We start from the raw sequence: 22,009 nt of genomic DNA on the forward strand, positions 1-22,009 counted from the left end.
GCCACACCGGCCCTGATCCCCGTAGGCTGACCGCGCGTCGATAGTCTGGACCGGGCGGCAACGCGAAGTTGCACGACTCCTGCCGCCCCGTGCCGGTCCGCACGCCACGCCCGAAGCGCGGTCGTGAGCGCTGGCGGTGCCGATCCATCCAACGCGGGCAGGGATGACACGGTGCATGACAACGGTAGTTACGAGGATCCGCGGTTGACCGGCGAGCGCCACGGTGTCGGCGACCCCACGTTGGTTTCACGTGAAACGGCGTACCACCCGGGTTGGCCGGAGGGCGGGGCGGTGCCGGTCAGTGGGGCACCTCAGCCGCCCACGACGGTGCCGGTGCCCACAACGCCGGTGCCCGCAACGCCGGGCGACCCGACCCGGGCCGGCGTGCCGCTCGTAGCGGACACGTCGGTCGGTGCCGCACCCCCGACGCCGGAGCAACCGGCGCCCAACCCGACCTCCCCGGCCGCCGACGAGCCGTACGTTTCACGTGAAACACCGAATCGGGAAGAGGATGATCCCCCCTTGGCAATGGAGGCTTTGCGCGCCGTGCAGATTCTGAACCCCAGCGGCGAGGTGACCATGCCCCGGCCGGACCGGACCCGGGTGATGTGCGTGGCCAACCAGAAGGGGGGCGTCGGTAAGACGACCACTACGGTGAATCTCGCGGTGGCCCTGGCGCTGCACGGGAACCGGGTGATGGTTGTCGACCTCGACCCACAGGGCAACGCCTCGACCGGACTCAACGTCCCGCACCACGCAGGCGTACCGGACGTCTACGACTGCCTGATCGACAACGTCCCGCTGACCGAGGTGGCGCAGCCGGTCGAGGGGATACCAGACCTCTGGTGCGTTCCCGCGACGATCGATCTGGCCGGGGCCGAGATCGAGCTGGTCTCCGTGGTGGCCCGGGAGTCCCGGCTGTCCCGAGCCATCACGGCGTACCCGGTCGAGCTGGACTACGTGTTCATCGACTGCCCACCGTCGTTGGGTCTGCTGACGGTCAACGCGCTGGTCGCCGCGCAAGAGGTGCTGATCCCGATCCAGTGCGAGTACTACGCGCTGGAAGGACTAAACCAGTTGATCAACAACATCAACCTGGTCCGGCAGCATCTCAACCCGACGCTGGACGTCTCCACCATCCTGCTCACGATGTACGACCGCCGGACCCGGCTGGCTGACGCCGTCGAGCAGGACGTGCGCAACCACTTCGGGGACAAGGTGCTCCAGTCGGTCATCCCCCGCAACGTCCGGGTCTCGGAGGCACCGAGCTACGGCCAGTCGGTGATGACCTACGATCCCGGATCGCGGGGTGCAACAAGCTACTTCGAGGCGGCCCAGGAAATCGCCGAGCGCGGTGTCGCTCGGGTCGGTCGCAATGTCTGACACGGTGGTTGGAGCGGGAGGCAGGGCATGAAGAACCGTCCGAAGGGCGGGCTTGGGCGCGGGCTCGGTGCCCTCATCCCCACCACCGCTCCGGTTCAGCCGGGTGCCGCACAGCCGGCCTCGGCGCCGGTGACCCCGTCACCGGCCACCGCAGCCGTCTCCGGCAGCGTCGGCACCTCTGCTGCCGTCGCGACGGAACCGGCTGCGCCGCTGCCCGCCGATCTGTCGCCGGTGCCCGGTGCCCGGTTCGCGGAGCTGCCGGTCGCCGCGATCGTGCCGAACCCGAAGCAGCCCCGGCAGGTCTTCGACGACGAGGCGCTCGAGGAGCTGAAGGTCTCGATCGAGCAGGTCGGGTTCCTGCAGCCGATCGTCGTACGACAGCTGGACGACGGTGAGCAGTACGAGCTGGTGATGGGGGAACGCCGCTGGCGTGCCGCGCAGGCGATCGGCCGGGAGTCCATCCCCGCGATCGTCCGGGACACCAGGGACGACGCGATGCTCCGGGACGCGCTGCTGGAGAACATCCACCGGGCCAACCTCAACCCGCTCGAGGAGGCGGCCGCGTACCAGCAGTTGCTCGACGAGTTCGGGGCGACCCACGAAGAACTCGCCAGGCGCATCGGCCGGAGCCGGCCGCAGATCTCCAACACGATCCGGCTGTTGAATCTGCCGGCTCAGGTGCAGCGGAGGGTGGCCGCCGGAGTGCTGTCGGCCGGTCACGCCCGGGCGCTGCTCAGCCTCGACGATTCCGACGCCCAGGACGCCCTAGCGCTACGCATCGTCGCCGAAGGGCTCTCGGTCCGGGCCACCGAGGAACTGGTGGCACTCGCCGGAACCGAGGACTCGGCGAAGCGTACGGCCAGTCCGCAGCGACGCCCGAAGGCCCACGCCCCGGCCCTCACCGATCTCGCCGATCGCTTGTCCGACCGATTCGACACCCGGGTCAAGGTCGACATCGGGCGGAGCAAGGGCAAGATCACGATCGAGTTCGCCACGGTAGACGACCTGGAGCGGATCGTCGGGATCATCGGAGTGGGCGACGGGGATGACTCCTCTGGGGCCGTCGACTGATCTGCCGGGCCGGTCCGCCGGCCCGGCAGATGGCATGTCCTCGCAAGGGCTGGTGTTTCACGTGAAACACCAGCCCTTGTTCCTGCGGTCCCTGCCCGCGCCGCTGCAACGCCCCGGACCCCGCCCTTGCCGGCCGGTCCACCCTCGCCGGCAGTCCACCCGGAGCCGGCACCCGCTTCTCGCCGGTCGGCCGGGCGGAGGCGACCGCGCGGTTCGTTTCACGTGAAACGGTGGGCCGGTGGGGGCCGCCACCCGGCCCGGTAGCTGCCCGGTGGGGCCGGTGGAGGCACCCGCCCGGTGGAGATGTTCCACGTGGAACCGGAACGACGGTCTCGCCCGGCCCGCCCCGAGGGCCGACCTACGGCTGTTTCGGGCGGCGCCAAACGGCTCGCCGAGCCCGGTTACCACTCGGCCGATGGATCGTTGAGAAGACCGGGCCACCGGAGGCACCAAGGTGAATCCGCCGCCGACCGGGCGGGTCCCGGGTGTCCCGGGATCGATCCGGTACGGGGCCGGGCGTTTTCCACAGGCGTTTTCCACAGGGTGCCTCGTTTCACGTGAAACAGCGGGTAGACCGGGCTGTCGCCCTGTGGATAACTCCTGTGGAAAACGGGGACGGCGGGCCGTGGCCGGCTGCTGACCAGAGACCGGTCGTCCCTCCGGATGAGAGTTGCGGGCCGGCCGAAACGGGGAACGACAGGCGGCGCAGACTCGGTTAGGGTCAGCGTCGTGCCAGACACCCCTGCCTCGGTTCCCGACTTCGCGCGATGGCCATCCTTCCCCTTCGAGGGCGACCTGCGGGTCAAGCGACTCGACGACCCGGTTGACGTCGAACCGCCTCGCAAGGGTGAGGGCACGGCGGAGTGCTCGTCCTGCTCCGCCCCGGACGACGCGTACATCTGGGTCAGCGAACGCTGGCGGGTCCGCGCGATGGACCGCCCGACCGGGCTACCGATGGTCCTCATCCTGGAGTCCCGGTCCCACTTCGACCTCGGCGATCTGCCGAACCTGCTCGCGGCCGAACTTGGCGTGATGACCGTCCGGCTCGAGCGGGCGATCCGGTCGCTCGACGGCGTGGCCCGGGTTCACGTGAACCGATGGGGGGACGGCTCGGCGCACCTGCACCTGTGGTTCCTGGCTCGGCCGTACGGGCAGCTGCAGCTGCGTGGCACGTTCCTCTCCCTGTGGGACAGCATCCTGCCGCCGATCTCCGAGTCACGCTGGCGGGAGAACCTGGCGCTGGTCGCCGCGTGGCTGGCGGAGTTCGGCGGTCGTCAGCTCGCTGAGCCGCCGCGGATTCAGTGGCGGGCACCGTCGAACCTCACCGAGCAGGCGAGCCATCCGGTCAGCGTCGACGACTTCGACGAGGTCGACGATGCAGGACCGGGCGTGGCCGAGCTCGTGGTGCCGATGGAGAGCATCGAACCAGCTGCTGATCTCGGCGAACTCGCCAGCGACGTCGCTACGACCCAGCCGGGGGAACCTCTTGCTGCCGACCCGGCCGACGCCGAGGATGCCGCTGCCCCCGCCGACGACAGCGCCGCCGCGGGGGCCGGTACCGAGGCGAAGAAGGACGACGACCCGGACCCGGAGGGCGCTACGGACCAGGACGGGCCCGAAGTCCCGGCTGCGGGCGATTCGGCGACGGCGTCGCCGACCGGCAGCGCCAGGTGATCAGTTTGCCGGGTCGTACGGTCGGGCCGCGGCCCGGACCACCAGCGTGGCGAGCAGTTCGCCGAGGTCCAGTCCGCCAGCCTGGACCGCCAGCGGCAAGAGCGAGGTCTCGGTCATCCCGGGTGAGACGTTGACCTCCAGGACGTGCGGCCGGCCGTCGGGGTCGACGATCATGTCGACGCGGGAGAGGTCCCGCAGCCCGAGTGCCCGGTGAGCGGCAACGGCGGTCGCCGCCACCTGCTCGGCAGCAGGCTCGTCCAGCCGGGCCGGCGCGTGCCAGGTCGTCAGTCCGGCGGTGTAGCGGGCAGCATAGTCGTAGACGCCGTTGCGTGGCACGATCTCGACGGCCGGTAGCGCCTCCGGTCCGGCGCCCCGGTCGACGACCGATACGGCGACGTCCATCCCGGTGACGTACCGCTCCACCAACGCCGTCGAGTCGTACGCGAAGCAGCCGACCATCGCTGCGGAGAGTTCCGCCGCCTCGCGTACCACCGCCGCGCCCAGCCCGGAGCCGCCCTGCGCCGGCTTGACCATCAGCGGCAGGCCGAGCCGTTCGACGATCCGCTCCAGCACGGCGACCGCACCCAGTTCGGAGAACCGGTCGTGGGGCAGCGCGACCCAGTCCGGGGTCGGGATGCCCGCCTCGCGCAGCACCGCCTTGGCCGACGGCTTGTCCCAGGCCAGGCGGGCGGCGCGGGCGTCGCAGCCGATGTACGGCACGCCGCAAAGATCCAGTACGCCGCGCAGCGAGCCGTCCTCACCGGTCGCCCCGTGCAGCGCGATGACCACCGCGTCCGGCGGATCGGAGCGCAGTGCTGGAATCAGCGAGACGTCGGCGTCGCGCATCTCGGCCTCGACGCCGACCGAGCGGAGCGCGTCCAGCACCCGGCGACCGGACTTCAGCGAGACGTCCCGCTCGTACGACAACCCGCCGGCGAGCACGAGCACGCGCAGATCCGGGGCGGCGGACGACGACGAGGATGCGGTTGCGGTGGGGTCCAGCGCTGGGCTCATGCCCGAATCATGCCAAGTCAGGCCCGGGCGCGTCAGCGCCGGGGCGCTGACGTCGGCCGGATCCGCCGGTGACCGGTCCGAAGACCTCACGCATCGCCGACTCCCGCTCCATCACACCGGCCAGCCGCCGGACGCCTTCCCGGATCCGCTCCGGCGGGGGGTAGGAGAAGTTGAGCCGCATGTTGCCGGCCCCGGAGCCGTCAGCGTAGAAGCCGGTGCCGGGAACGTAGGCCACCCGGGCGGCGATGGCCCGGGGGACCATGGCTTTGGCGTCCAACCCGTCCGGCAGCGACGCCCAGACGAACAGGCCGCCGCTCGGTCGGGTCCAGGTCGTCCCGGCCGGCATCAGGTCGGTCAGCGCGGACAGCAGCGCGTCCCGCCGCTCCCGGTAGACCTCCCGGTACGTCTTGAGCTGCTCCCGCCACGGCATGGTGGCCAGGTAGGTGGCGACTGCGGCCTGGGCGTAGGCACTGGGGCAGAGGATCTGCGCCTCACTCGCGATGACCAGCTTCTCGCGTACCGCGTGCGGAGCGAGAATCCAACCGACCCGCAGCCCTGGCGCGAAGGTCTTGGAGAAGGTGCTCAGGTAGAAGACACCGTGCCGGCGCCGGGCCCGCAGCGGCGCCGGCGCTTCACCGTCGAAGCTCAACTGGCCGTACGGGTCGTCCTCGACGACCAGCAGGCCGGCGCGTTCGCAGATGTCGAGTACCCGGTCGCGGCGCTCGTCGGTCAGCGTCACGCCGGCCGGGTTCTGGAACGTCGGAATGGTGTAGAGGAACTTCGCCCGTCGGCCGGACCGGGCCACGTCGGTGATCGCCTGCTCCAGCGCCTCGGGGATCAGCCCGTCGGCGTCCATCGGCACGTGCACCACCTGGGCCTGCGCCGCCTGGAACACGCCGAGGGCGCCGACGTAGGTGGGGCCCTCGGCGAGGACCACGTCGCCCGGGTCCAGGAAGAGCCGGGCGACCAGATCGAGGGCCTGCTGCCCGCCGACGGTCACCACCACGTCCTCGGGGGAGGCCCCGGACGAGACGTCGATCCCGGACAGCGACATCACTTCGCAGATCCGTTCCCGCAGGTCGAGGGTGCCCTGGCCGATGCCGTACTGCAGGGTCGAGGTCCCGGTCTCGGCGGCGAGTCGGCCGAGCATCTCACCGACCGCGTCCAGCGGCAGCGCGGCGACGTACGGGGCTCCGCCAGCGAGCGACACCACCTCCGGCCGACTGGCGACGGCGAACAGCGCCCGGATCTCCGAGGCGGTCATCCCCCGGACCCGGCGGGCATAGCGGTCGGTGTAGTCGTCGAGCGTCGTGCCGGTCATGCCCTCACCTCGAGATGCGTCGCACCGGTGGTGCCGGGTCGGGCCGCGACACGCACTGATCGTCTGATGGTAGTCCGGCGTGTCGCCGCCCGGCGTGGGCATTACCACACCGACCACATGTCGGACCAGCGAACCCGGATTGGCCTGCGAAGACAGCGACCGGACGCCCGACCTCTCCCCTGACGCGAGGTTGCGGCGTACGATCGCTCGTTGGGGACAGGAGACGGCGCGTGGTGAAGCTCGGCGGGTTTCAACGCTTGACCGGTTCGGTGGTGGGGGATCGCCAATGTCGCGACGTCTGGTCAGTCTGACGCTGGACACGCTGGAGGAGCTACCCAGATCCTGCCGGCGGTGTGTCTTCTGGGAGCTCGATCCGGTGGCGGCCGACCGCGCCCGCACCTCCGGCGACCCGGCGCTGGAGAAGGAGGCGTGGGTCTCCCAGACCCTCCTGGAGTGGGGTTCCTGCGGCAAGCTCGCCTACGTCGACGGCATGCCGGCCGGCTTCGTGATGTACGCGCCGCCGGCCTACCTGCCGAGGTCGATGGCGTTCCCGACGTCCCCGGTCTCCGCCGACGCGGTCCTGCTGACCACGGCGCACGTGGTGCAGCCGTTCGCTGGCGGTGGCCTCGGGCGGATGCTGGTGCAGGGCGTGGCCCGGGATCTCACCAAACGGGGCATCAAGGCGATCGAGGCGTTCGGTGACGCCACCGCCGACCCGGAGGAGACGGCCGGTCGGGGCTGTCTCGCCCCAGCCGACTTCTACCTGTCGGTCGGCTTCAAGACGGTCCGGCAGCACCCCCGGTTCCCCCGGCTGCGGCTGGAGTTGCGGACCGCGTTGTCGTGGAAGTCGGACGTCGAGTACGCCCTGGAGAAGCTGCTCGGCTCGATGACTCCGGAGAGCCTGCTGCGCCCGGCCACCCGCGCGGTGACGAACTGACCGTCGAGGTTCAGGCCTCCGCCGTCGCGTCGACCACCGCCCGTAGCGTGTGCACGTCGATCGACCCGGTCGGCACGTCCAGCTCCACCGGGTAGTACATCCGCTGCACCGCGGCGACCAGCGCCTCGGCCACCTGGTCACGGAACCCGGGCCGGATCAGCCGGGCCCGGTCGGCCGAGCAGGTCAGATAGCCAACGTCCACCCGTACCGCCGGCATCCGGGTCAGCCGTAGCAACTCCCAGCTCTTCGCGTGGATGCGGCAGTCGCGCAGGCCGGTACGCACCGCGATCTCCCGCTGCACCAGCCCGGCGAGCCGCTCGCCGACCGTCGAGGTGACCCCGTTGCCGGTGCCGTAATGGTAGGTGGCCACCCCGTCGGCGGCCGGGTTGGCGTGCCCGTCGACGTGCAGCGAGATGAACAGGTCCGCGCCGATGTCGTTGGCCAGCTGGGTGCGCGCCGGGTCGCTGAGCACCGTGGTGGTGGCCGGACCCCGGGTGAGATGCACCCGCATCCCGGCTGCCGCCAGCCGCCCCTCCAACCGGGCGGCGAGGTCGTACGCCAGCTCCGCCTCGGACCAGCGCCGGCCGCTGTCGGTGACCACCACACCGGGATCGGGTCCCCCGTGACCAGGGTCGATGACGATCGTCTTGCCCACCAGGTTGGGGCCGGACTCGCGGAACGCGTCCGCTTCCCGCAGCCACTGCGGGCGCCCGCCGACCACCTTGCGGCCCAGCCGACGCATCGCATGCATGGTGTACGGCCCGCAGCTGCCGTCGGCGGTCAGTCCCACCTCCCGCTGGAACTGGGTGACCGAGCGGGCGGTGCGCCCGCCGTACACCCCGTCGGCGCGGCCCACGTCGTAGCCCATCTCCAGCAGTCGTTCCTGCAACGCCCGGACGTCCTCGCCGACAAGCGGCTGCGGTATCGAGTGGTAGAGCGCCCGGTCACCGAGCCGCCAGCGGGCGGCGTCCAGCGCCCGCCAGGTCTCCGCGCCCACCCGGCCGTCGATGCTCAGGCCACGGAGCTGCTGGAAGGCGCGTACGGCGTGCTCGGTGCGGGCGTCGAAGACGTCGGCCCCCGGGGTTGGCTCGAGCAGCTCCAGGTTGACCAGGATGGAGCGGATCTCGGCCACGGCGGGACCCTGATCGTCACGGCGGATCGGGCGCACGGGACGCGGACCTCCCCCCTGCAGGCGCGGACGATCCGGAGCGTAACCCGGCCGGCAGGCGCCCGTACCCGGGTTGCGGCGAAGCGGACCGTACGGGCGGGGCGGGTCACCGACCCGTGAGCAGGGAAAACGGCTCGTACCGGGGTGTAACAAGTGTGTGTCCTACCCTTGACAGTCGCTCCTGCCAATTACAAGATGACGTCTTGAAAGGCGAGACACCCGGGAGGTGAGCTGATGGTGACCAGGACGGAGACGAGTCCTCCGGTCGTGCCGTCGGTGCACACCCGGGCCCGCAACAATCCGAAGCGTCATGGAATCCGCTTCGGCGCCGCCGTCGGCGGCATCATGATCCTGTTTTGACTCTGCCGCCCCAGGCGGACCGCACCGGTGCGGTCCGGCCGATGCGCGCCTGTGGGCAGGCGACGACATCGGACCAGATCTGAGGGCCTTCTGACACCGCCGGCAGGTCGGCCGTCCGTTGCGACGGTCCCCCGGCGTCGGCCATCAACGGGTCGAACACTCCCATGATCACCGTTTCCGGTGTGATTCGGGCATGGCAGCCAGTCGATTTCAGGAGCAATCTCGATGATGACAACTCTCAAACCGATCGAAGGTCCCGCTGCATGGCGCGGCGACGAGATCGCCGACGACACGTCCTGGCAGTACCAACTCGGCGAGGCAGAGGTCGCCGAACTCGAGCGGGTCGGTCGGCGGTTCGTCGACGACGATCCGGATCTGCGTGCCGTCACCGCTGAGCAGTATCAGCTACCGGCACTTGCCGAAGGGCTCACCCGCTGGGCCGAGGATCTCGACTCCGGTCGGGGCTTCGTGCTGGTCCGCGGACTGCGGGTCGAGCACTACAGTGACGCGCTGTCGGCCGCGATCTTCTTCTTGCTCGGGTTGCACCTGGGCGTTCCGATGCGGCAGAACGAACTCGGTGACCTGGTCGACCACGTCCTCGCCACCTCGGAGAAGACCAGCGCCGATCCCACCGCGCTCGGGTCGAAGATTCGCGACAAGCTCGACTTCCACTCCGACAGCTCGGACGTGGTGGCTCTGCTCTGCCTGCGTGCCGCCCGTCAGGGTGGAGCAAGCAGCCTGGTCAGCGGAGCGACCCTCTTCAACGAGGTGCTGGCCCGCCGTCCGGAGCTGGCTCCGCTGCTGCTGGAGCCGTGGTACTTCGACTGGTACAAGCAGGATCACGACGCCCCAGCGCCCTATTACACCTCCCCGATCGTCAGCTACGTCGAGAAGACCTTCAGCATCTACGCCGGAAGCAAGATCATCTTTTCGGCGCAGGACTATCCCGAGGTGCCGCGGATGACCGGGGAACAGGTCGAACTGTTGCACCTGCTCGACGACATCGCCCGCGAGCCCGGAGTCGCCCTGGACATGGAGTTCCGGCCCGGGGACATCCAGTGGCTGCTCAACTATGCCGCCCTGCACTCCCGTACCGCCTTTGTCGACTGGCCCGAACAGGGGCGTCGTCGGCACCTGCTGCGGCTGTGGCTGCAACGCGACGTCGGGCGTCCGCTCGCCCCCAACTTCGGGCGGCACGTCGTGAAATCCCGGGCCGAGACCCGCGACGAGACGGTCGTCGACGACCAGGGGCGGTTCAGTATCCACCTGGCGGCGCTGCCCCGCTTCGACTGGGGCCTGTAGCCGGGATCGCCGGGAAGGGAGTGACATGGATATTGCTCGACGCGGAAGATCCGCGGCCCTCAGTGTCCTCGGAGTGGGTACGGTCCTGCTCGCCTGGCAACTGATCCGGGTGACCGAGGCCCTTCCCGAGAACTCCCTTCCCGGCCCGGCCGCCGTCCTGGGCAACCTGCCCGGCCTGCTGAGCTCCGCGCAGTTCCGGTCCGGGCTGGTGGACACTCTCGGCAGCTGGGCGCTCGCCCTCGGGCTGGCAACGGTCGTCGGAGTGGCGATCGGGGCGCTGTCGAAAGCGATCCCTGGTCTCGCCGTACCGACCTCGGTCGCGGTGGACGCCTTTCGGTCGGTGCCGTCCACCGCACTGATCCCGATCTTCATTCTGCTGCTCGGGCTGGGCACCGAGATGAAGGTGGCGGTGGCCGTCTACGCCATCGTCTGGCCCATCCTGATCAACACCATCTACGGACTGTCCGGCGTCGAACCCACCCGGATCGACGCGGCTCGGTCGATGCGCTTCTCGTGGCTGCGTACCCAGTTGAGCGTCGCATTGCCGACCGCCCTTCCGTCGATCTTCACGGGCGTCCGGATCGCCTCCGGCGCGGCCCTCGTGGTGGTGATCAGCACCGAGCTGCTCGGCGCCCTGAACGGGGTCGGCACGGTGCTGGTGGCGTACCAGCGGGCGGGGCGAGCGGACTATGTCATCGCCGGAACCCTGATCGTCGGCGTCGTGGGGGTCTTCGTCTACGCCGCCATCACTCGGCTGGAGGACCGCATCGTGAAGTGGAAGTCCGTTGACTAGCCCGCTGGCGCACGCGCGGCCGGCGGCGGCCCCCGGACCTGCGTCACCTGCCGCACCATCGACCGTCACGGGACGCTCCGTCGGTCGTCGGGTCGCCCGCTACCTGCGTCCGCTGACGCACCTCTGGCTGCTCGGCGGCGTGCTGGTGGTGTGGGAGGTGTACGCGCGGGCGAACCCCACGATCTTCTTCCCGCCGCTGACCTTGATCGTGGAACAGTTCGGCGCGGACTGGATCTCCGGGTCGCCACGGCAGGCGTTCCTGTCCGACCAGTTCTGGACCGCTGTGCTGCCGAGCATGTCCCGGCTGGCCCGGGCGATGCTGCTGGCCTTCGTGGTGGGCGTGATCGGCGGGGTTCTTGTCGGACGCAGCGCCGTAATCAGGGATATGTACAGCCCGATGATCCGGTTCTGGCTGGCCACTCCGAAGGTGGTGCTGCTCCCGGTGGCCCTGCAGATCTTCGGGGTGTCCGACGCCCTGAACATCTTCGTGATCTTCTTCGGCACCGTCTGGCTCATCATGATCAACACGGCGGACGGGGTGGCCGGGGTCAACGCCGCCTGGCTCCGCAGCGCCAGCAGTATGCGCCTGTCCCGCTGGCAGCTCTACCGGCACGTCATCCTGCCCGCCGCCGCTCCGCAGATCCTGGCTGGTGTCCGGGTCAGCATCGGAGTCGGTCTGATCATGGTGATCGTCTCGGAGTTCTACGCCACCACCGCTGGCGTCGGCTACGAAGTGATGCGGTTCCAGGAGACCTTCAGCTACCTGCAGATGTGGTCGGCGTTCCTGCTGATCGCGATCATCGGTCTCGTCCTCAACTTCGCCGCCGCCCGGCTCGAACACCGGGCACTGCGTTGGCAGCGCCGTACCGGCCTGGGTGCCCTGTGAAGCCCGATCCGACCGGAGGACCGTCATGACTCTGACCATCGACAACGTCACGAAGAGCTATCCGGCCGCGAAGACCGGTCCCCGCCTGGCTCTTTCCCCGACGTCGCTCACCATCGGCCGGAACGAGTTCGTCTGTGTGGTCGGACCATCGGGCTGCGGCAAGTCGACGATGCTGATGATGATGGCCGGGCTGCTCACTCCGACCGCAGGGCAGATCCGCCTCGGTGACGCTCCGGTCACCGGTCCGCCGGTCGGGCTGAGCGTCGTATTCCAGGACTACGGCCGCTCGCTCTTCCCATGGATGACGGTCCGCCGCAACCTGGCCATCGCCGGCAAGGCGGCCCGGCTGCCCCGGGACGAGATCGCCGTACGGGTGTCCGAGGCCCTTGCCGCAGTGGGCCTGCACGGGGTGGAGAGCCTGTACCCCTGGCAGATGTCCGGGGGAATGCAGCAGCGGGTGGCGATCGCCCGGGCGCTGGTCGTACGGCCCGAGGTGATGCTGATGGACGAACCCTTCGCCGCCGTCGACGCCCAGACCCGCGCGGACCTCGAAGACCTGGTCCTCAAGGTACGCCACGAGTACCAGATGACGGTCGTCTTCGTCACCCACGACATCGACGAGGCGGTCTATCTCGCCGACCGGGTGCTGGTCCTCCAAGCCAATCCAGGGCGACTCGCCCATGACCTGTCCATCGATCTGCCCCGCCCGCGGGACCAGGTCCTCACCAAGCTCGAACCGCGGTTCGCCCAACTTCGCAGCGAGATCTTCCGCCTGGTCATGCGGCCGCCGGCCGACCAGTCGGACTGATCGGACCGCCCGGACAGCGGGTCAACTCCACCTGCTCACTGCCGTCTTCGCTACCGAGCGGACGGCGGACGTCGGCCGCCCGAGAGGGCGTGTCATCAACACTGAAGAAAGAGGATAAATCATGCTATCAGCGAGGAAAGTTGCGGTAGTCCTCGGAGGCGCCCTGCTGGTCTGCGGCACCGCCGCCTGCTCCTCCGACGGGTCGGACGGCACCGACGGAGCGGCGTCGGACAGCATCCGGATGACCACCCTGTATCTCTGCAACGAGCTCTCCCTCTACGCGTTGGACCAGGGGATCTTCGACGAGCACGGCCTCGACATCGAGCTGGTCAACGTGCAGTCCGGGTCGGCCGGGATCGCGGCGGTGCAGGGCGGAGCGGCGGATGTCGCCTTCGTCAGCCCGCAGGGTCTGCTCACCGCGATCGACAAGGGCGTCGACCTGAAGATCATTTCGGACAGTGGAGAAACCACCGAGGACAGCCAGGGCATCATCGTCAACAACGACTCCGACATCAACGGACCTGCCGATCTGCAAGGCCGTACGATCGCCGTCAACGACCTCGGCGGCACCATCGTCACCCTGATCAACCGCTGGATCGAGGCAGCGACGGGGCAGGAGTCGACCGCTGAGTTCGTCGCCCTCGGATTCGCCGACATCGAGCCGGCTGTCGAGAACGGCACCGTCGACGCCGGTGCGGTGACTGCGGCGGACGTCCACAAGATCGTTGCCAATGGAAAGGGCAAGTCCATCGGCAACCCGACGTGGGACGGGGTGGGAGCCACCCCCAACGCCCTGTACGCGGTGACCTCCACCTGGCTGGAGGAGAACCGGACCGCCGCGGAGCAGTTCGTGGCGGCCATGCAGGAAGCGGCCGACGAGGCCAACGAGCCTGCCAGCGACGCTGACAAGTTCGAGATCTTCTCGAAGTACTGCAAGAAGCCCGTCGCGGAACTCGCCGAGGTCCCGGAACTGGCCTACAGCGGCTACATCGACATGGCAGCTCTGGACAACGCCGTGCAGCTGTTCAAGGAGGCGGAGATCCTCACACCGGAGTTCGACGCCGCCGCTTCCGTCCCGGAGTTCGCCCAGGCCCAGTGAGGTCACCTGCGCTGCCCACGGACCGTGGGCAGCGCAGAGAACAGTCGGGCCCGGTCAGGCAGCGTGCCTGACCGGGCCCGACCTGCAGGTCCGTACGTTCGGGGTCAGAAGGCCGACTCGATCAGCTTGACCAGGTCGCCCTTGGGCCGGGCGCCAGCCACCGACTGTACCGGCTCACCGGCCTTGAACACGGTGAGCGTGGGAACCGACATCACCCGGTACCGGCGGGCGATCTCCGGGTTCTCGTCGATGTTCAGTTTGACGATCGACACCTTGTCACCCATCTCGGTGGCGATCTCCTCGAGCAGCGGTGCGACCTTGCGGCACGGCTGGCACCACTCGGCCCAGAAGTCCACCAGCACCGGCTTGTCGGACATCAGTACGTCGGTGGCGAAGCTGGCCTCGGTGACCGCTCGGGTAGCTCCCACGGAAAATCCTCCTCCTCGACCGCCGGTGCGCCGGCGGTCAGACCTCTTCGAGTGTGGCGAGGTAACGCTCGGCGTCGAGCGCCGCCGCGCAACCGCTGCCGGCAGCGGTGATCGCCTGCTGGTAGGTGTGGTCGACCAGGTCACCGGCGGCGAACACGCCCGGCACGCTGGTCCGGGTGCTCGGCGAGTCGACCAGCACGTAGCCGTTCTCGTCGAGCTCCACCTGGCCGCGGAACATTTCGCTCCGCGGGTCGTGGCCGATCGCGACGAAGACCCCGGTGACGTCGAGCGTCCGGGACTCGCCGGTGTGCGTGTTGCGCAGCCGGATTCCGGAGACCTTACCGTCGGCGCCGAGGATCTCCTCGACGACACTGTTCCATTCGACCCGGATCTTGTCGTTGCCGAGCGCGCGGGCCGCCATGATCTGGCTGGCCCGGAACTCGTCGCGGCGGTGCACGATGGTCACCGATTCGGCGAACCGGGTGAGGAAGGTGGCTTCCTCCATCGCCGAGTCGCCACCGCCGACCACCACGACGTGCTGCCCCCGGAAGAAGAAGCCGTCACAGGTTGCGCAGGAGGACACCCCGTGGCCGAGGAACTCCTGCTCACCGGGGACGTTCAGGGGACGCCACGCGGAGCCGGTGGCCAGGATGATCGCCTTGGCCCGGTAGCCGGTCTCGCCCACGTAGACGGTGCTGGCCTCGGTGGTGCCCGGGGTGCCGGTGTCGGCCAACTCGACCCGCGTCACGTCGTCGGTGACGAACTCGGCACCGAAGCGCTCGGCCTGCTTGCGGATCGAGTCCATCAGCTCCGGACCCATGATGCCGTCCGGGAAGCCCGGGAAGTTCTCCACCTCGGTGGTGGTCATCAGCGCTCCGCCGGACTGCACCCCCTCGATGACGAGCGGGCGCAGGTTGGCGCGCGCGGCGTACACCGCGGCGGTGTAACCGGCCGGCCCCGAGCCGATGATGATCAGGTTGCGGACCTCGTCCACTGCCGACTCCCAAAGTCTGATTTCTGCGCAACGGCGACCGTTGACGACAACGCCTCGGAGCCGGGGAGTAATCCCGCTCCGGTGCCGCGTGTCCCACGTCACGCGGCCGGCAGGGTCACCCTACCTGTGCCGAGTACCTGGTGTCCGCGCCGGCCACAGGCGTACCGCAGCCGGTGCCGCTCACCCAGATCCAGCTGGCACCGAAGCTGTCGCTGAACGAGAGGACCAGCGCCGGTTCACCTTCGAACGCCGCGAAGTCCACCAGGTCGACGCCGAGTACGCCGTTACCGTGCTCGGCGGTCACCGCGGCCACGCAGTCGGCCAGCGCGGCCGGGTCGGCGAGTCTGGCCAGTGCCGTCGAGGCGGGCGACTCCTGCAGTACGGTGTCCTCGCCGGCCGCCGGTTGCCCCCCGTCGACGCCGCCGCGCCCGACGGCCTCGAACATCGGCACGATCGTCGCCCGCTGGTAGTCGGTGCCGCTGGCCAGCAGCCGAGGTGCGGAGGCGTCCATCATCGTGCCCGGCTGGTCCTCCTGCCGGGTCTCGGCGCTCTGCTGGCTTTCGGCGCTGCCGGCATCGTCCGACGCGCTACCCGCCGTGGTGCTCGCGTCGTCGGCGGACCCGGCACCGAGCAGCTGGCCGACCCCGAGGCCGGCGAACGCCACGGCGGCCGCCGCGACGGTGATCGGAGCGGCGTACCGCTGCCAGCGGCGGCGACGGTCCCGCCGCGTGCGGGCCGCCGCCAGCGGTACCGGTGCTGCGACGGTGGCCAGATCCGGGCTGATCGCCGGGTCCGGGTCCGGGGTCGGCTGCGGTAGCGGCTCGGCGGCCAGGGCGGCGTGCACCCGGTCGGCGACGTCGGGTGGGATCGGCTCGACGACGCTGCCCCACTCGGCGAGCATCGTCTGGACCAGCTGGGTGGCCTCGACCAGCTCGTCGTGGGCCGCCCGCCAGGACGGTCGTTCCGCGATCAGCCGGGCCACGGTGACCTCGTCCGGGGTGCCGTCGAGCGCCCCACCGACGTAGTCGGCGAGTAGCTCTCGATCGACCTCCTGGAACCGGTCGGCGGTCACCGCTCCTCCTTGCCACCGTCGCCACGTGCGGACCCTGATGGGACGTCGTCGAGCCGCTGCGGGTTCCGTGGGGTGAGCGACGACACCTGGGCGCGTGGCGGTGCCACCTGCGCACCCGCCCGTTGCGGCCGCAGATGCCCGAGAAGCCCGGCCAGCCGGGCCCGCCCCCGGGCGCAGCGGCTCTTCACCGTGCCCTCGGCGACGCCGAGCATCACCGCCGCGTCGGCGACCGGGTAGCCCTGCACGTCGACCAGGATCAACGCGGCCCGCTGCTCCGCCGGCAGCTCGGCCAGTGCCTGGCGGACGACTAGGGCGGTGTCGTGATCGACCGGGGGTGCCGCCGGCTCGGTGCCGCGTACGCTGTCGTCGTCCCGGCCACCGTCGGGCAGCGGGACCGTGGGGTGGGACTTGCGGCGGCGTACCCGGTCCAGGCACGCGTTGACCACGATGCGGTGCAGCCAGGTGGTGACCGCAGCGTCGCCCCGGAATCGGGCGGCCGCGCGGTGTGCCGACAGCAGCGCGTCCTGCAGCGCGTCGGCGGCCTCCTCCCGGTCGCTGAGCGTACGCAGGGCAACCGCCCAGAGCCGGTCCTGGTGCCGCCGTACCAACTCGGCGAATGCCTCCGGGTCGCCGTCGACGTGTGCCCGGAGCAGTTCCTCGTCGCCGAGGTCGGCCCGGCGTCCGGTCATGGCCCCTCGACCGTGATCTCCTGAACGCCGATCTGGTATTTGTCGTTGCCGATCGGAGGCAGCTTGGTGATCCATACCAGGAGGTACTGGTAGGTCTCGTCGGGCGAGAACCCGCTGAAGGTGAGGGTTGCGCCGTCGGCGTTCTCGAATCGGGCACCGATCCGGTCGGTGAACGTCTCGAGGATCTCGTCGTCGCCTTCCCGGGTCGCTCCCGGATCGTTCGGACCGGCCAGTAGCTCGGCGGTGGCACCGGACGCGGACAGCTCGACCTTCACGCTGGTCACCGCCCGTGGCTCCTGCAGGTCGATCAGCACCCCCATGCCCCGCTTCAGGTTGCCGAAGTTGGGGTTGCGCTCGTAGGCGTCGGTCTCCCAGCCGGTGTTGGTGTCGCCGTCGACGGCGGCCTCCGCCCCGTCGAGCTCGTCACGGGCACCGTCGGCGTCAACGATGCGGACCTGGTCGCCGGAGAGGGCGATCGGCTGTGGCTGGGCCGGGGCGCTGGTCTCGGTGGGATCCGGGGTCGAGGTCACCTGAGTCTGCGGCGGTGTCGGCTGACCGTCTTCGCCGTCACCGTCGTTGCCGAGCGCGCTGATCCCGAAGTACAGCCCGGTCACCGCGATGACCAGCAGGCCGGCGACACCGGCGGCGATCTTGCGGCGGGACGCGAGTGGGGTGCCGGTCGGCTCGTCGTCGTCGGCCGCCGAGAACCGCAGCGGTCCGACGCTGTCGAGGTAGTGCTCCTCGGTGCTGGCGTCGAGCCGACCCAGCTCGGCGGCGAGCACCTCCGAGGAGGGCAGCGCGAGTCGCGGGTCGAGCAGATCCATGGTCAGGTCGTCGAGGTACGCCGGAACACCGGAGCGCACCTGACGGGGGGCGGCGACCGCCCCGGTCGCATCCCGGACCGCGTCCGGCAGCGTCGTGCTGCCGGCCTCGTGCTGTGGCCAGTGACCGGTCATCGCGAAGTAGAGCACCCCGCCGATCGCCCGGATGTCGGTTTCGTAGGTGTCGGAGCTGTCGGCCCGTGCGTCGGCCAGCACCACCCGGCCGTCGTGGCCGATCATCACCGTGCCGGGGTGGATGTTGCCGTGCACCATGCCGGTGGCGTGCACCGCAGCGATGGCGGAGGCGACCGAGTGGGCGATCATGGTGGCCCGGGCCGCGTCCAACGGACCGGCGGCGGCGATCACCTCGCGCAGCGAGTCGCCCTCCACCCACTCGCGGACGACGTAGGCCCGCTGCCCCTCGTCGATGGCGTCGTAGACGCCGACCAGGTTGGAGTGGATGACCCGACTGGCCCGGACCGCGGCCTGCAGCATCTCCATGGCGGAATCGCCACCGGGGTAGCGCAGCACCACCGCGACCGGACGGCGCAGCACCACGTCGACCCCACGCCAGACCTGCCGGCCCGCACTGTCGTTGTTGACGTGCTGAGCCAGCTGGTATCGCTCGGCGAGGATCTCGCCGGCGGAGGGCGCATCGAAGGCCATCATCGGCGGACTGGCCTCGTCCGCCTCCTGGCCTTCGCCGACCTGGGTCACCCGTCCTCCCTGTGGATCGTCTCGGTCGAACCCTGGTGCTGGTCGTCCGGTGTTCTGCCGGTTGTCCGGTTGTCCTGCTGGTCGCTCTTGCCGTGCGGTCCTCGTGCTGCCGGCACCGGCCGGCCCCGCAGCGGTGGAACGTCACCGTTCACGACCCGGTGTCGCACGTATCCGTCCAGAACGACCTTACCTGCGTTGCGGCACCACCAACATGTCAGCTTCCCGCAGCTCCCGCAATGCCGACCGGGGATCGACCTGCCGTCGGGCGGACCATCGGTCAATGCCGCCCCGCCCGTACGGCCAGCCGCACGCATAACCTCCATCGCAAATATACGTTGTACCGCCCGGGTGCCGCTCCCAGCCCGCCGCGACAGCCCACTCGACAGCCCACTCGACAGCCCACCGCGACCGGGCCACCGAGGCTCCGACACCGCCCGTAACGAGGATCCTGGTTTTGAGTTATCCACAGGTGCTGACCTGGTGTCGAGCGTGTCCAACCCGGTTATCCACAGGTCCGTCCACAGGCTGATCTCGCCGGTCAGCGGCCGAGGCGACGGCGCACCATCGCCAGCACGTCGACGATCTCGCGGATCCGCAGGACCACCGCCAACCCGAGGTAGACCAGCCCGACTGCGGCCCCGCCGACCACGAGCTGCAGGATCGCCAACGGCTGGCTCGGCGTGTCGCCACCGGGCAGCAACGTGACCACGAGCCACCCGGCCAGGGCGGCACCGCCGGCCGCCAGCGCCACCTTGCCGAAGGTGACCATGATGCCGCCGAACCCGATCCGACCGACCCGGCGGCGCAGCAACCAGGCCGACAGCACCGCCGCTGCCAGGTACGAGACCCCGTTGCCGATCATCAGGCCGGGCGCCGCGAACTGCACCGACAGGGCGACGAACAGCCCGATCTGGACGAGAATCCGGAGCGCCACCACCGGAATGTTGATCAATGCCGGGGTGCGGGTGTCCGGCAGGGCGTAGAAGCCGAAGGTGAACAGCTGACTGACCGCGAACGGCACCAGGGCGACCGCCGCCGCCAGCAGCACCACGGCGGTGGCGTCGGCGGCTTCGGTGTCGAACGCGCCGTACCGGAACAGGGAGAAGGAAACCGGGGTGGCCAGCACCGCGTAGCAGACGGCGATCGGCGCGAGCACCGCCGTCACCGTCCGGGTGCCGCGCGCCAGGTCGACGGCCATGTCCGAGTAGCGGCCGTCGGCAGCGGCCGAGCTCATCCGCGGCATCAGCGCGGTGATCACCGAGACGGCGATGATGCCGTGCGCCATCATCAACAGCAGGAACACGTTGTTGTAGATCAGCGGGCCGGCTTCGTCCTCGTCGCCCGCCCGGTTCAGCAGGTTGAACACCACCACCAGGCCGAGTTGGCTGACCGCCACGTAGCAGAACATCCAGACCCCGAGCCGACCCAGTTCGGCGAGGCCCAATTGGCGGAAGTCGAACCGCCAGCGCCACCGGAAACCGACCTTACGCAGCGCCGGGACCAGGCCGGCGGCCTGCACCACCACGCCGAGCAGGGTGCCGCCGCCGAGCAGCACGATCCGGCCGGGGGTCATCTCGCCCGGTTCGATAATCCGGGCACCGAAGATCGCGATGTACGTGCCCAGGGTGGCGATCACCACCAGGTTGTTGAGGATCGGTGCCCACATCGGCGCCGCGAAGTGCCCCCGGGTGTTCAACAACGCGCTGACCAGCGCCGACAACCCGGTGAAGAAGATCATCGGCAACATCAGGTACGACAGCAGAGTGACCAGGTCACGGAACTCCTCCGTGGTGCGGTCACTGGAGTAGAGCAGCGTCAGCAGCGGTGCCGCGGCCATCGCGACCAGGGTGGCGACGGCCAGCGCCAGCACCGCCAGCGACAGCAGCCGCTGCGCGTACGCCTGACCCCGGTCCGGGTCCGACTTGCGTCGCCGCACGAGCACCGGCACCAGGACGCTGGTCAGGATCCCGCCGAGCAGGAACTCGTACACCATGCCGGGGAAGATCTGCGCCGTGGTGTAGGCGTTGCCGACCAGCGATCCGCCGAGCGCTGCCGCCAGTACCAGGGTCCGCAGGAAGCCGGTGCCCCGGCTGACCAGGCTGCCCAGCGCCATGACCGCGCTGTTGGTGGCGGCGCTGCCGCCCTCCTGCGGCTCCTGCACCGCCGGGTCCGGCATGGCCGCCGGCGGCTCGGATGGTGGCGCGGTCGACTCCACCACCGGCTGGCCGCCCGGTCCGACGGAGATCAGCGTGGCGCCGTCCGGCTCCGGGCCGCCCCGACCGGGGTCGGCGTTCGTGCTCCGGTACAACCCGCCACTCATCGGACCTCCACCCCGCCGGTACGCCGGAACCGCCGCGCCGGACGCAGGTTCGAGCCTATCGGCCGTCGTCTTCGGCCGGGACGATGCCCGACAGTGCGTCGACCACCCAGGCGGCCTCGGCCGGCACCACCGGCTCGGTCAGCGCGTCCAGCAAGGTCGGATGGTCACAGCCGGCGTCGGCCAGCGTCCGGCCGAGCACCGGCACCATCGCCAGGTCACCGGTGTCGCAGGCCCGCCGGGCCAGTTCGGCCACGGCCGGCGTACGCCACGGCGTGTCGAGCAGCCGGCGGTGCCGGGCCGCCGCGCGGCGTACCAACTCGGTGACCTCGTCGAACGGGAAGGACTCCGCACCGAGGACGCGGGACGGTGCGCCGGGGCCGTCCGGCTGCCCGGTGGCCACCCAGCCCCAGCCGGCGGCGTACCGCCAGTGTGTCCGGGCGCCGTGGTCGAGATGGTCGCGGACCTGCCGGGCCACCGAATCGTCGTCGAGGATCCGGGGGTCGACCGGGGCCGGTGCCGGCCACCAGGACGGGTCGGCGAACAGCTCCAGCGGCGGCTGCACCGGGCCGGTCCTCGCATCGGTGCCGTCCGGGTCGCCCGCCGGACCGTCGCCAGTGATCGCTGAGCCATCAGGTGCCGCCGGGCCGTCGGTAACCGGCGGGTCGGCGCGGCGTAGCGCGCGCAGTGCGGTGGCCAGCATGGTGGCTGCCCGGTCCGCCTCCGGCGGGTCACCGGCCGGTGGCGCGTACCGGTGCAGCAGCGCCACCAGCAGACCGGGATGTGGCCACGCCGGATCGTCCAGGGCGAGCAACCGGCCGATCAGGTCCAGCTCCGCCCAGCGCAGCACCGCCGCGTACGGCCGGCCCGGATCCAGCCGGGCCAGCGGCAGCGGCTCCGTCGCTCCCGGCTGGCGCAGGCCGAGCAGGCATTCGCCGTACCCGAGGTCGATCTCCAGCACCAGGCCGTAGCCGTCGGCGACCGGCAGCACCACCCGGGTCTGCGCGTGGTGGGCCGGTGCGGGTCCGTCCACCGGCGGCAGGTACGCCGCCCAGAAGGTCGGATCGGTGGTCAGGCTGGCCAACGGTTCGGGAATCGGCACGGTGACTCATCCTGCCCGGCGGGGGCGGCGGCGGCCACAGCGGCTACTCTGGC

Annotated in this window: 20 protein-coding genes; 10 read left to right on the forward strand and 10 right to left on the reverse strand. The window is 70.3% G+C overall.

Translation table 11 applies throughout. The annotated features are described in order from the left end of the window. The first annotated feature begins 171 nt into the window (after window positions 1-171). The 3 genes from ACN27J_RS21430 to ACN27J_RS21440 all read left to right on the forward strand — a co-directional run bounded on the left by ACN27J_RS21430 (window position 172) and on the right by ACN27J_RS21440 (window position 4,128). Entirely contained in the window at window positions 172-1,383 is a 1,212-nt protein-coding gene (locus tag ACN27J_RS21430) for a ParA family protein (RefSeq protein ID WP_421368890.1), read from the forward strand. 27 nt (window positions 1,384-1,410) lie between these two features. Continuing rightward, complete coding sequence (locus tag ACN27J_RS21435) at window positions 1,411-2,454, forward strand: ParB/RepB/Spo0J family partition protein (RefSeq protein ID WP_421368892.1); 1,044 nt, start codon at window positions 1,411-1,413, stop codon at window positions 2,452-2,454. A gap of 729 nt (window positions 2,455-3,183) precedes the next feature. After that, entirely contained in the window at window positions 3,184-4,128 is a 945-nt protein-coding gene (locus tag ACN27J_RS21440; protein WP_421368895.1) for a hypothetical protein, read from the forward strand. Here ACN27J_RS21440 and ACN27J_RS21445 read toward each other — a convergent pair whose 3' ends face one another. Both ACN27J_RS21445 and ACN27J_RS21450 read right to left on the reverse strand, forming a co-directional pair. Further along, complete coding sequence (locus ACN27J_RS21445; RefSeq protein ID WP_421368897.1) at window positions 4,129-5,142, reverse strand: D-alanine--D-alanine ligase family protein; 1,014 nt, start codon at window positions 5,140-5,142, stop codon at window positions 4,129-4,131. Between the two features lie 7 nt (window positions 5,143-5,149). After that, window positions 5,150-6,463, reverse strand: coding sequence for a PLP-dependent aminotransferase family protein (locus tag ACN27J_RS21450; protein WP_123606651.1), 1,314 nt, complete (start codon window positions 6,461-6,463; stop codon window positions 5,150-5,152). Between the two features lie 286 nt (window positions 6,464-6,749). Here ACN27J_RS21450 and ACN27J_RS21455 point away from each other — a divergent pair, with 286 nt between their 5' ends. Then, on the forward strand, window positions 6,750-7,400 hold the full coding sequence (locus ACN27J_RS21455; RefSeq protein ID WP_421368900.1) for a GNAT family N-acetyltransferase: 651 nt from the start codon (window positions 6,750-6,752) through the stop codon (window positions 7,398-7,400). A 10-nt stretch (window positions 7,401-7,410) separates the two neighbouring features. Here the strand turns inward: ACN27J_RS21455 and ACN27J_RS21460 are convergent, their stop codons facing one another. Next, window positions 7,411-8,568 carry an N-acetylmuramoyl-L-alanine amidase gene (locus ACN27J_RS21460; protein ID WP_421368902.1) on the reverse strand — a complete coding sequence of 386 codons (1,158 nt, stop codon included), beginning with the start codon at window positions 8,566-8,568 and terminating at the stop codon, window positions 7,411-7,413. A 234-nt stretch (window positions 8,569-8,802) separates the two neighbouring features. On the opposite strand from ACN27J_RS21460, the gene ACN27J_RS21465 reads away from it, so the two are divergent. The 6 genes from ACN27J_RS21465 (at window position 8,803) to ACN27J_RS21490 (ending at window position 13,816) form a co-directional block, all read left to right on the forward strand. Then, window positions 8,803-8,928: a hypothetical protein gene (locus ACN27J_RS21465; protein WP_421368904.1), complete on the forward strand. Its 126-nt coding sequence runs from the start codon at window positions 8,803-8,805 to the stop codon at window positions 8,926-8,928. Window positions 8,929-9,153: 225 nt separating this feature from the next. Next, window positions 9,154-10,230 (forward strand): TauD/TfdA family dioxygenase, encoded by a 1,077-nt coding sequence (locus tag ACN27J_RS21470; RefSeq protein WP_421368906.1) that lies wholly within the window; start codon window positions 9,154-9,156, stop codon window positions 10,228-10,230. Between the two features lie 73 nt (window positions 10,231-10,303). Next, on the forward strand, window positions 10,304-11,023 hold the full coding sequence (locus ACN27J_RS21475; protein WP_421368908.1) for an ABC transporter permease: 720 nt from the start codon (window positions 10,304-10,306) through the stop codon (window positions 11,021-11,023). Next, complete coding sequence (locus ACN27J_RS21480) at window positions 11,016-11,909, forward strand: ABC transporter permease (RefSeq protein ID WP_421368910.1); 894 nt, start codon at window positions 11,016-11,018, stop codon at window positions 11,907-11,909. Before ACN27J_RS21475 ends, ACN27J_RS21480 begins: the two co-directional genes overlap by 8 nt. A gap of 25 nt (window positions 11,910-11,934) precedes the next feature. Next, window positions 11,935-12,717 carry an ABC transporter ATP-binding protein gene (locus tag ACN27J_RS21485; protein ID WP_421368912.1) on the forward strand — a complete coding sequence of 261 codons (783 nt, stop codon included), beginning with the start codon at window positions 11,935-11,937 and terminating at the stop codon, window positions 12,715-12,717. A gap of 121 nt (window positions 12,718-12,838) precedes the next feature. Then, window positions 12,839-13,816: an ABC transporter substrate-binding protein gene (locus ACN27J_RS21490; RefSeq protein WP_421368914.1), complete on the forward strand. Its 978-nt coding sequence runs from the start codon at window positions 12,839-12,841 to the stop codon at window positions 13,814-13,816. Window positions 13,817-13,920: 104 nt separating this feature from the next. Here ACN27J_RS21490 and trxA read toward each other — a convergent pair whose 3' ends face one another. The 7 genes from trxA to ACN27J_RS21525 form a co-directional block, all read right to left on the reverse strand. After that, window positions 13,921-14,244 (reverse strand): thioredoxin, encoded by a 324-nt coding sequence (gene trxA / locus ACN27J_RS21495; RefSeq protein WP_123606654.1) that lies wholly within the window; start codon window positions 14,242-14,244, stop codon window positions 13,921-13,923. 37 nt (window positions 14,245-14,281) lie between these two features. Next, a complete protein-coding gene (gene trxB / locus ACN27J_RS21500; protein ID WP_278172896.1) occupies window positions 14,282-15,238 on the reverse strand; it encodes a thioredoxin-disulfide reductase in 957 nt (318 codons plus the stop codon). 115 nt (window positions 15,239-15,353) lie between these two features. After that, on the reverse strand, window positions 15,354-16,310 hold the full coding sequence (locus ACN27J_RS21505) for a hypothetical protein (protein WP_421368917.1): 957 nt from the start codon (window positions 16,308-16,310) through the stop codon (window positions 15,354-15,356). Next, window positions 16,307-16,999: an RNA polymerase sigma factor SigM gene (gene sigM, locus ACN27J_RS21510; RefSeq protein WP_421368919.1), complete on the reverse strand. Its 693-nt coding sequence runs from the start codon at window positions 16,997-16,999 to the stop codon at window positions 16,307-16,309. Before sigM ends, ACN27J_RS21505 begins: the two co-directional genes overlap by 4 nt. Continuing rightward, complete coding sequence (locus ACN27J_RS21515) at window positions 16,996-18,489, reverse strand: protein kinase domain-containing protein (protein WP_421372366.1); 1,494 nt, start codon at window positions 18,487-18,489, stop codon at window positions 16,996-16,998. The genes sigM and ACN27J_RS21515 overlap by 4 nt, the downstream gene beginning before the upstream one ends. Before the next feature lie 586 nt (window positions 18,490-19,075). Continuing rightward, window positions 19,076-20,857 (reverse strand): murein biosynthesis integral membrane protein MurJ, encoded by a 1,782-nt coding sequence (murJ, locus tag ACN27J_RS21520; RefSeq protein WP_421368921.1) that lies wholly within the window; start codon window positions 20,855-20,857, stop codon window positions 19,076-19,078. A 55-nt stretch (window positions 20,858-20,912) separates the two neighbouring features. Continuing rightward, window positions 20,913-21,956: a hypothetical protein gene (locus tag ACN27J_RS21525; protein ID WP_421368923.1), complete on the reverse strand. Its 1,044-nt coding sequence runs from the start codon at window positions 21,954-21,956 to the stop codon at window positions 20,913-20,915. Between the last annotated feature and the right edge of the window lie 53 nt (window positions 21,957-22,009).

This window comes from Solwaraspora sp. WMMB762 (genome assembly GCF_049179115.1).
GTDB lineage: Bacteria > Actinomycetota > Actinomycetes > Mycobacteriales > Micromonosporaceae > Micromonospora_E.

Excerpts from the sequence above, each read along its gene's own strand:
- ACN27J_RS21465 (WP_421368904.1), top strand. The coding sequence starts at position 8,803 with ATGGTGACCAGGACGGAGACGAGTCCTCCGGTCGTGCCGTCGGTGCAC.
- ACN27J_RS21450 (WP_123606651.1), bottom strand. The coding sequence starts at position 6,463 with ATGACCGGCACGACGCTCGACGACTACACCGACCGCTATGCCCGCCGG.
- ACN27J_RS21515 (WP_421372366.1), bottom strand. The coding sequence starts at position 18,489 with ATGATGGCCTTCGATGCGCCCTCCGCCGGCGAGATCCTCGCCGAGCGA.
- ACN27J_RS21470 (WP_421368906.1), top strand. The coding sequence starts at position 9,154 with ATGATGACAACTCTCAAACCGATCGAAGGTCCCGCTGCATGGCGCGGC.
- murJ (WP_421368921.1), bottom strand. The coding sequence starts at position 20,857 with ATGAGTGGCGGGTTGTACCGGAGCACGAACGCCGACCCCGGTCGGGGC.
- ACN27J_RS21435 (WP_421368892.1), top strand. The coding sequence starts at position 1,411 with ATGAAGAACCGTCCGAAGGGCGGGCTTGGGCGCGGGCTCGGTGCCCTC.
- ACN27J_RS21445 (WP_421368897.1), bottom strand. The coding sequence starts at position 5,142 with ATGAGCCCAGCGCTGGACCCCACCGCAACCGCATCCTCGTCGTCGTCC.
- ACN27J_RS21490 (WP_421368914.1), top strand. The coding sequence starts at position 12,839 with ATGCTATCAGCGAGGAAAGTTGCGGTAGTCCTCGGAGGCGCCCTGCTG.
- ACN27J_RS21455 (WP_421368900.1), top strand. The coding sequence starts at position 6,750 with ATGTCGCGACGTCTGGTCAGTCTGACGCTGGACACGCTGGAGGAGCTA.
- sigM (WP_421368919.1), bottom strand. The coding sequence starts at position 16,999 with ATGACCGGACGCCGGGCCGACCTCGGCGACGAGGAACTGCTCCGGGCA.
- ACN27J_RS21485 (WP_421368912.1), top strand. The coding sequence starts at position 11,935 with ATGACTCTGACCATCGACAACGTCACGAAGAGCTATCCGGCCGCGAAG.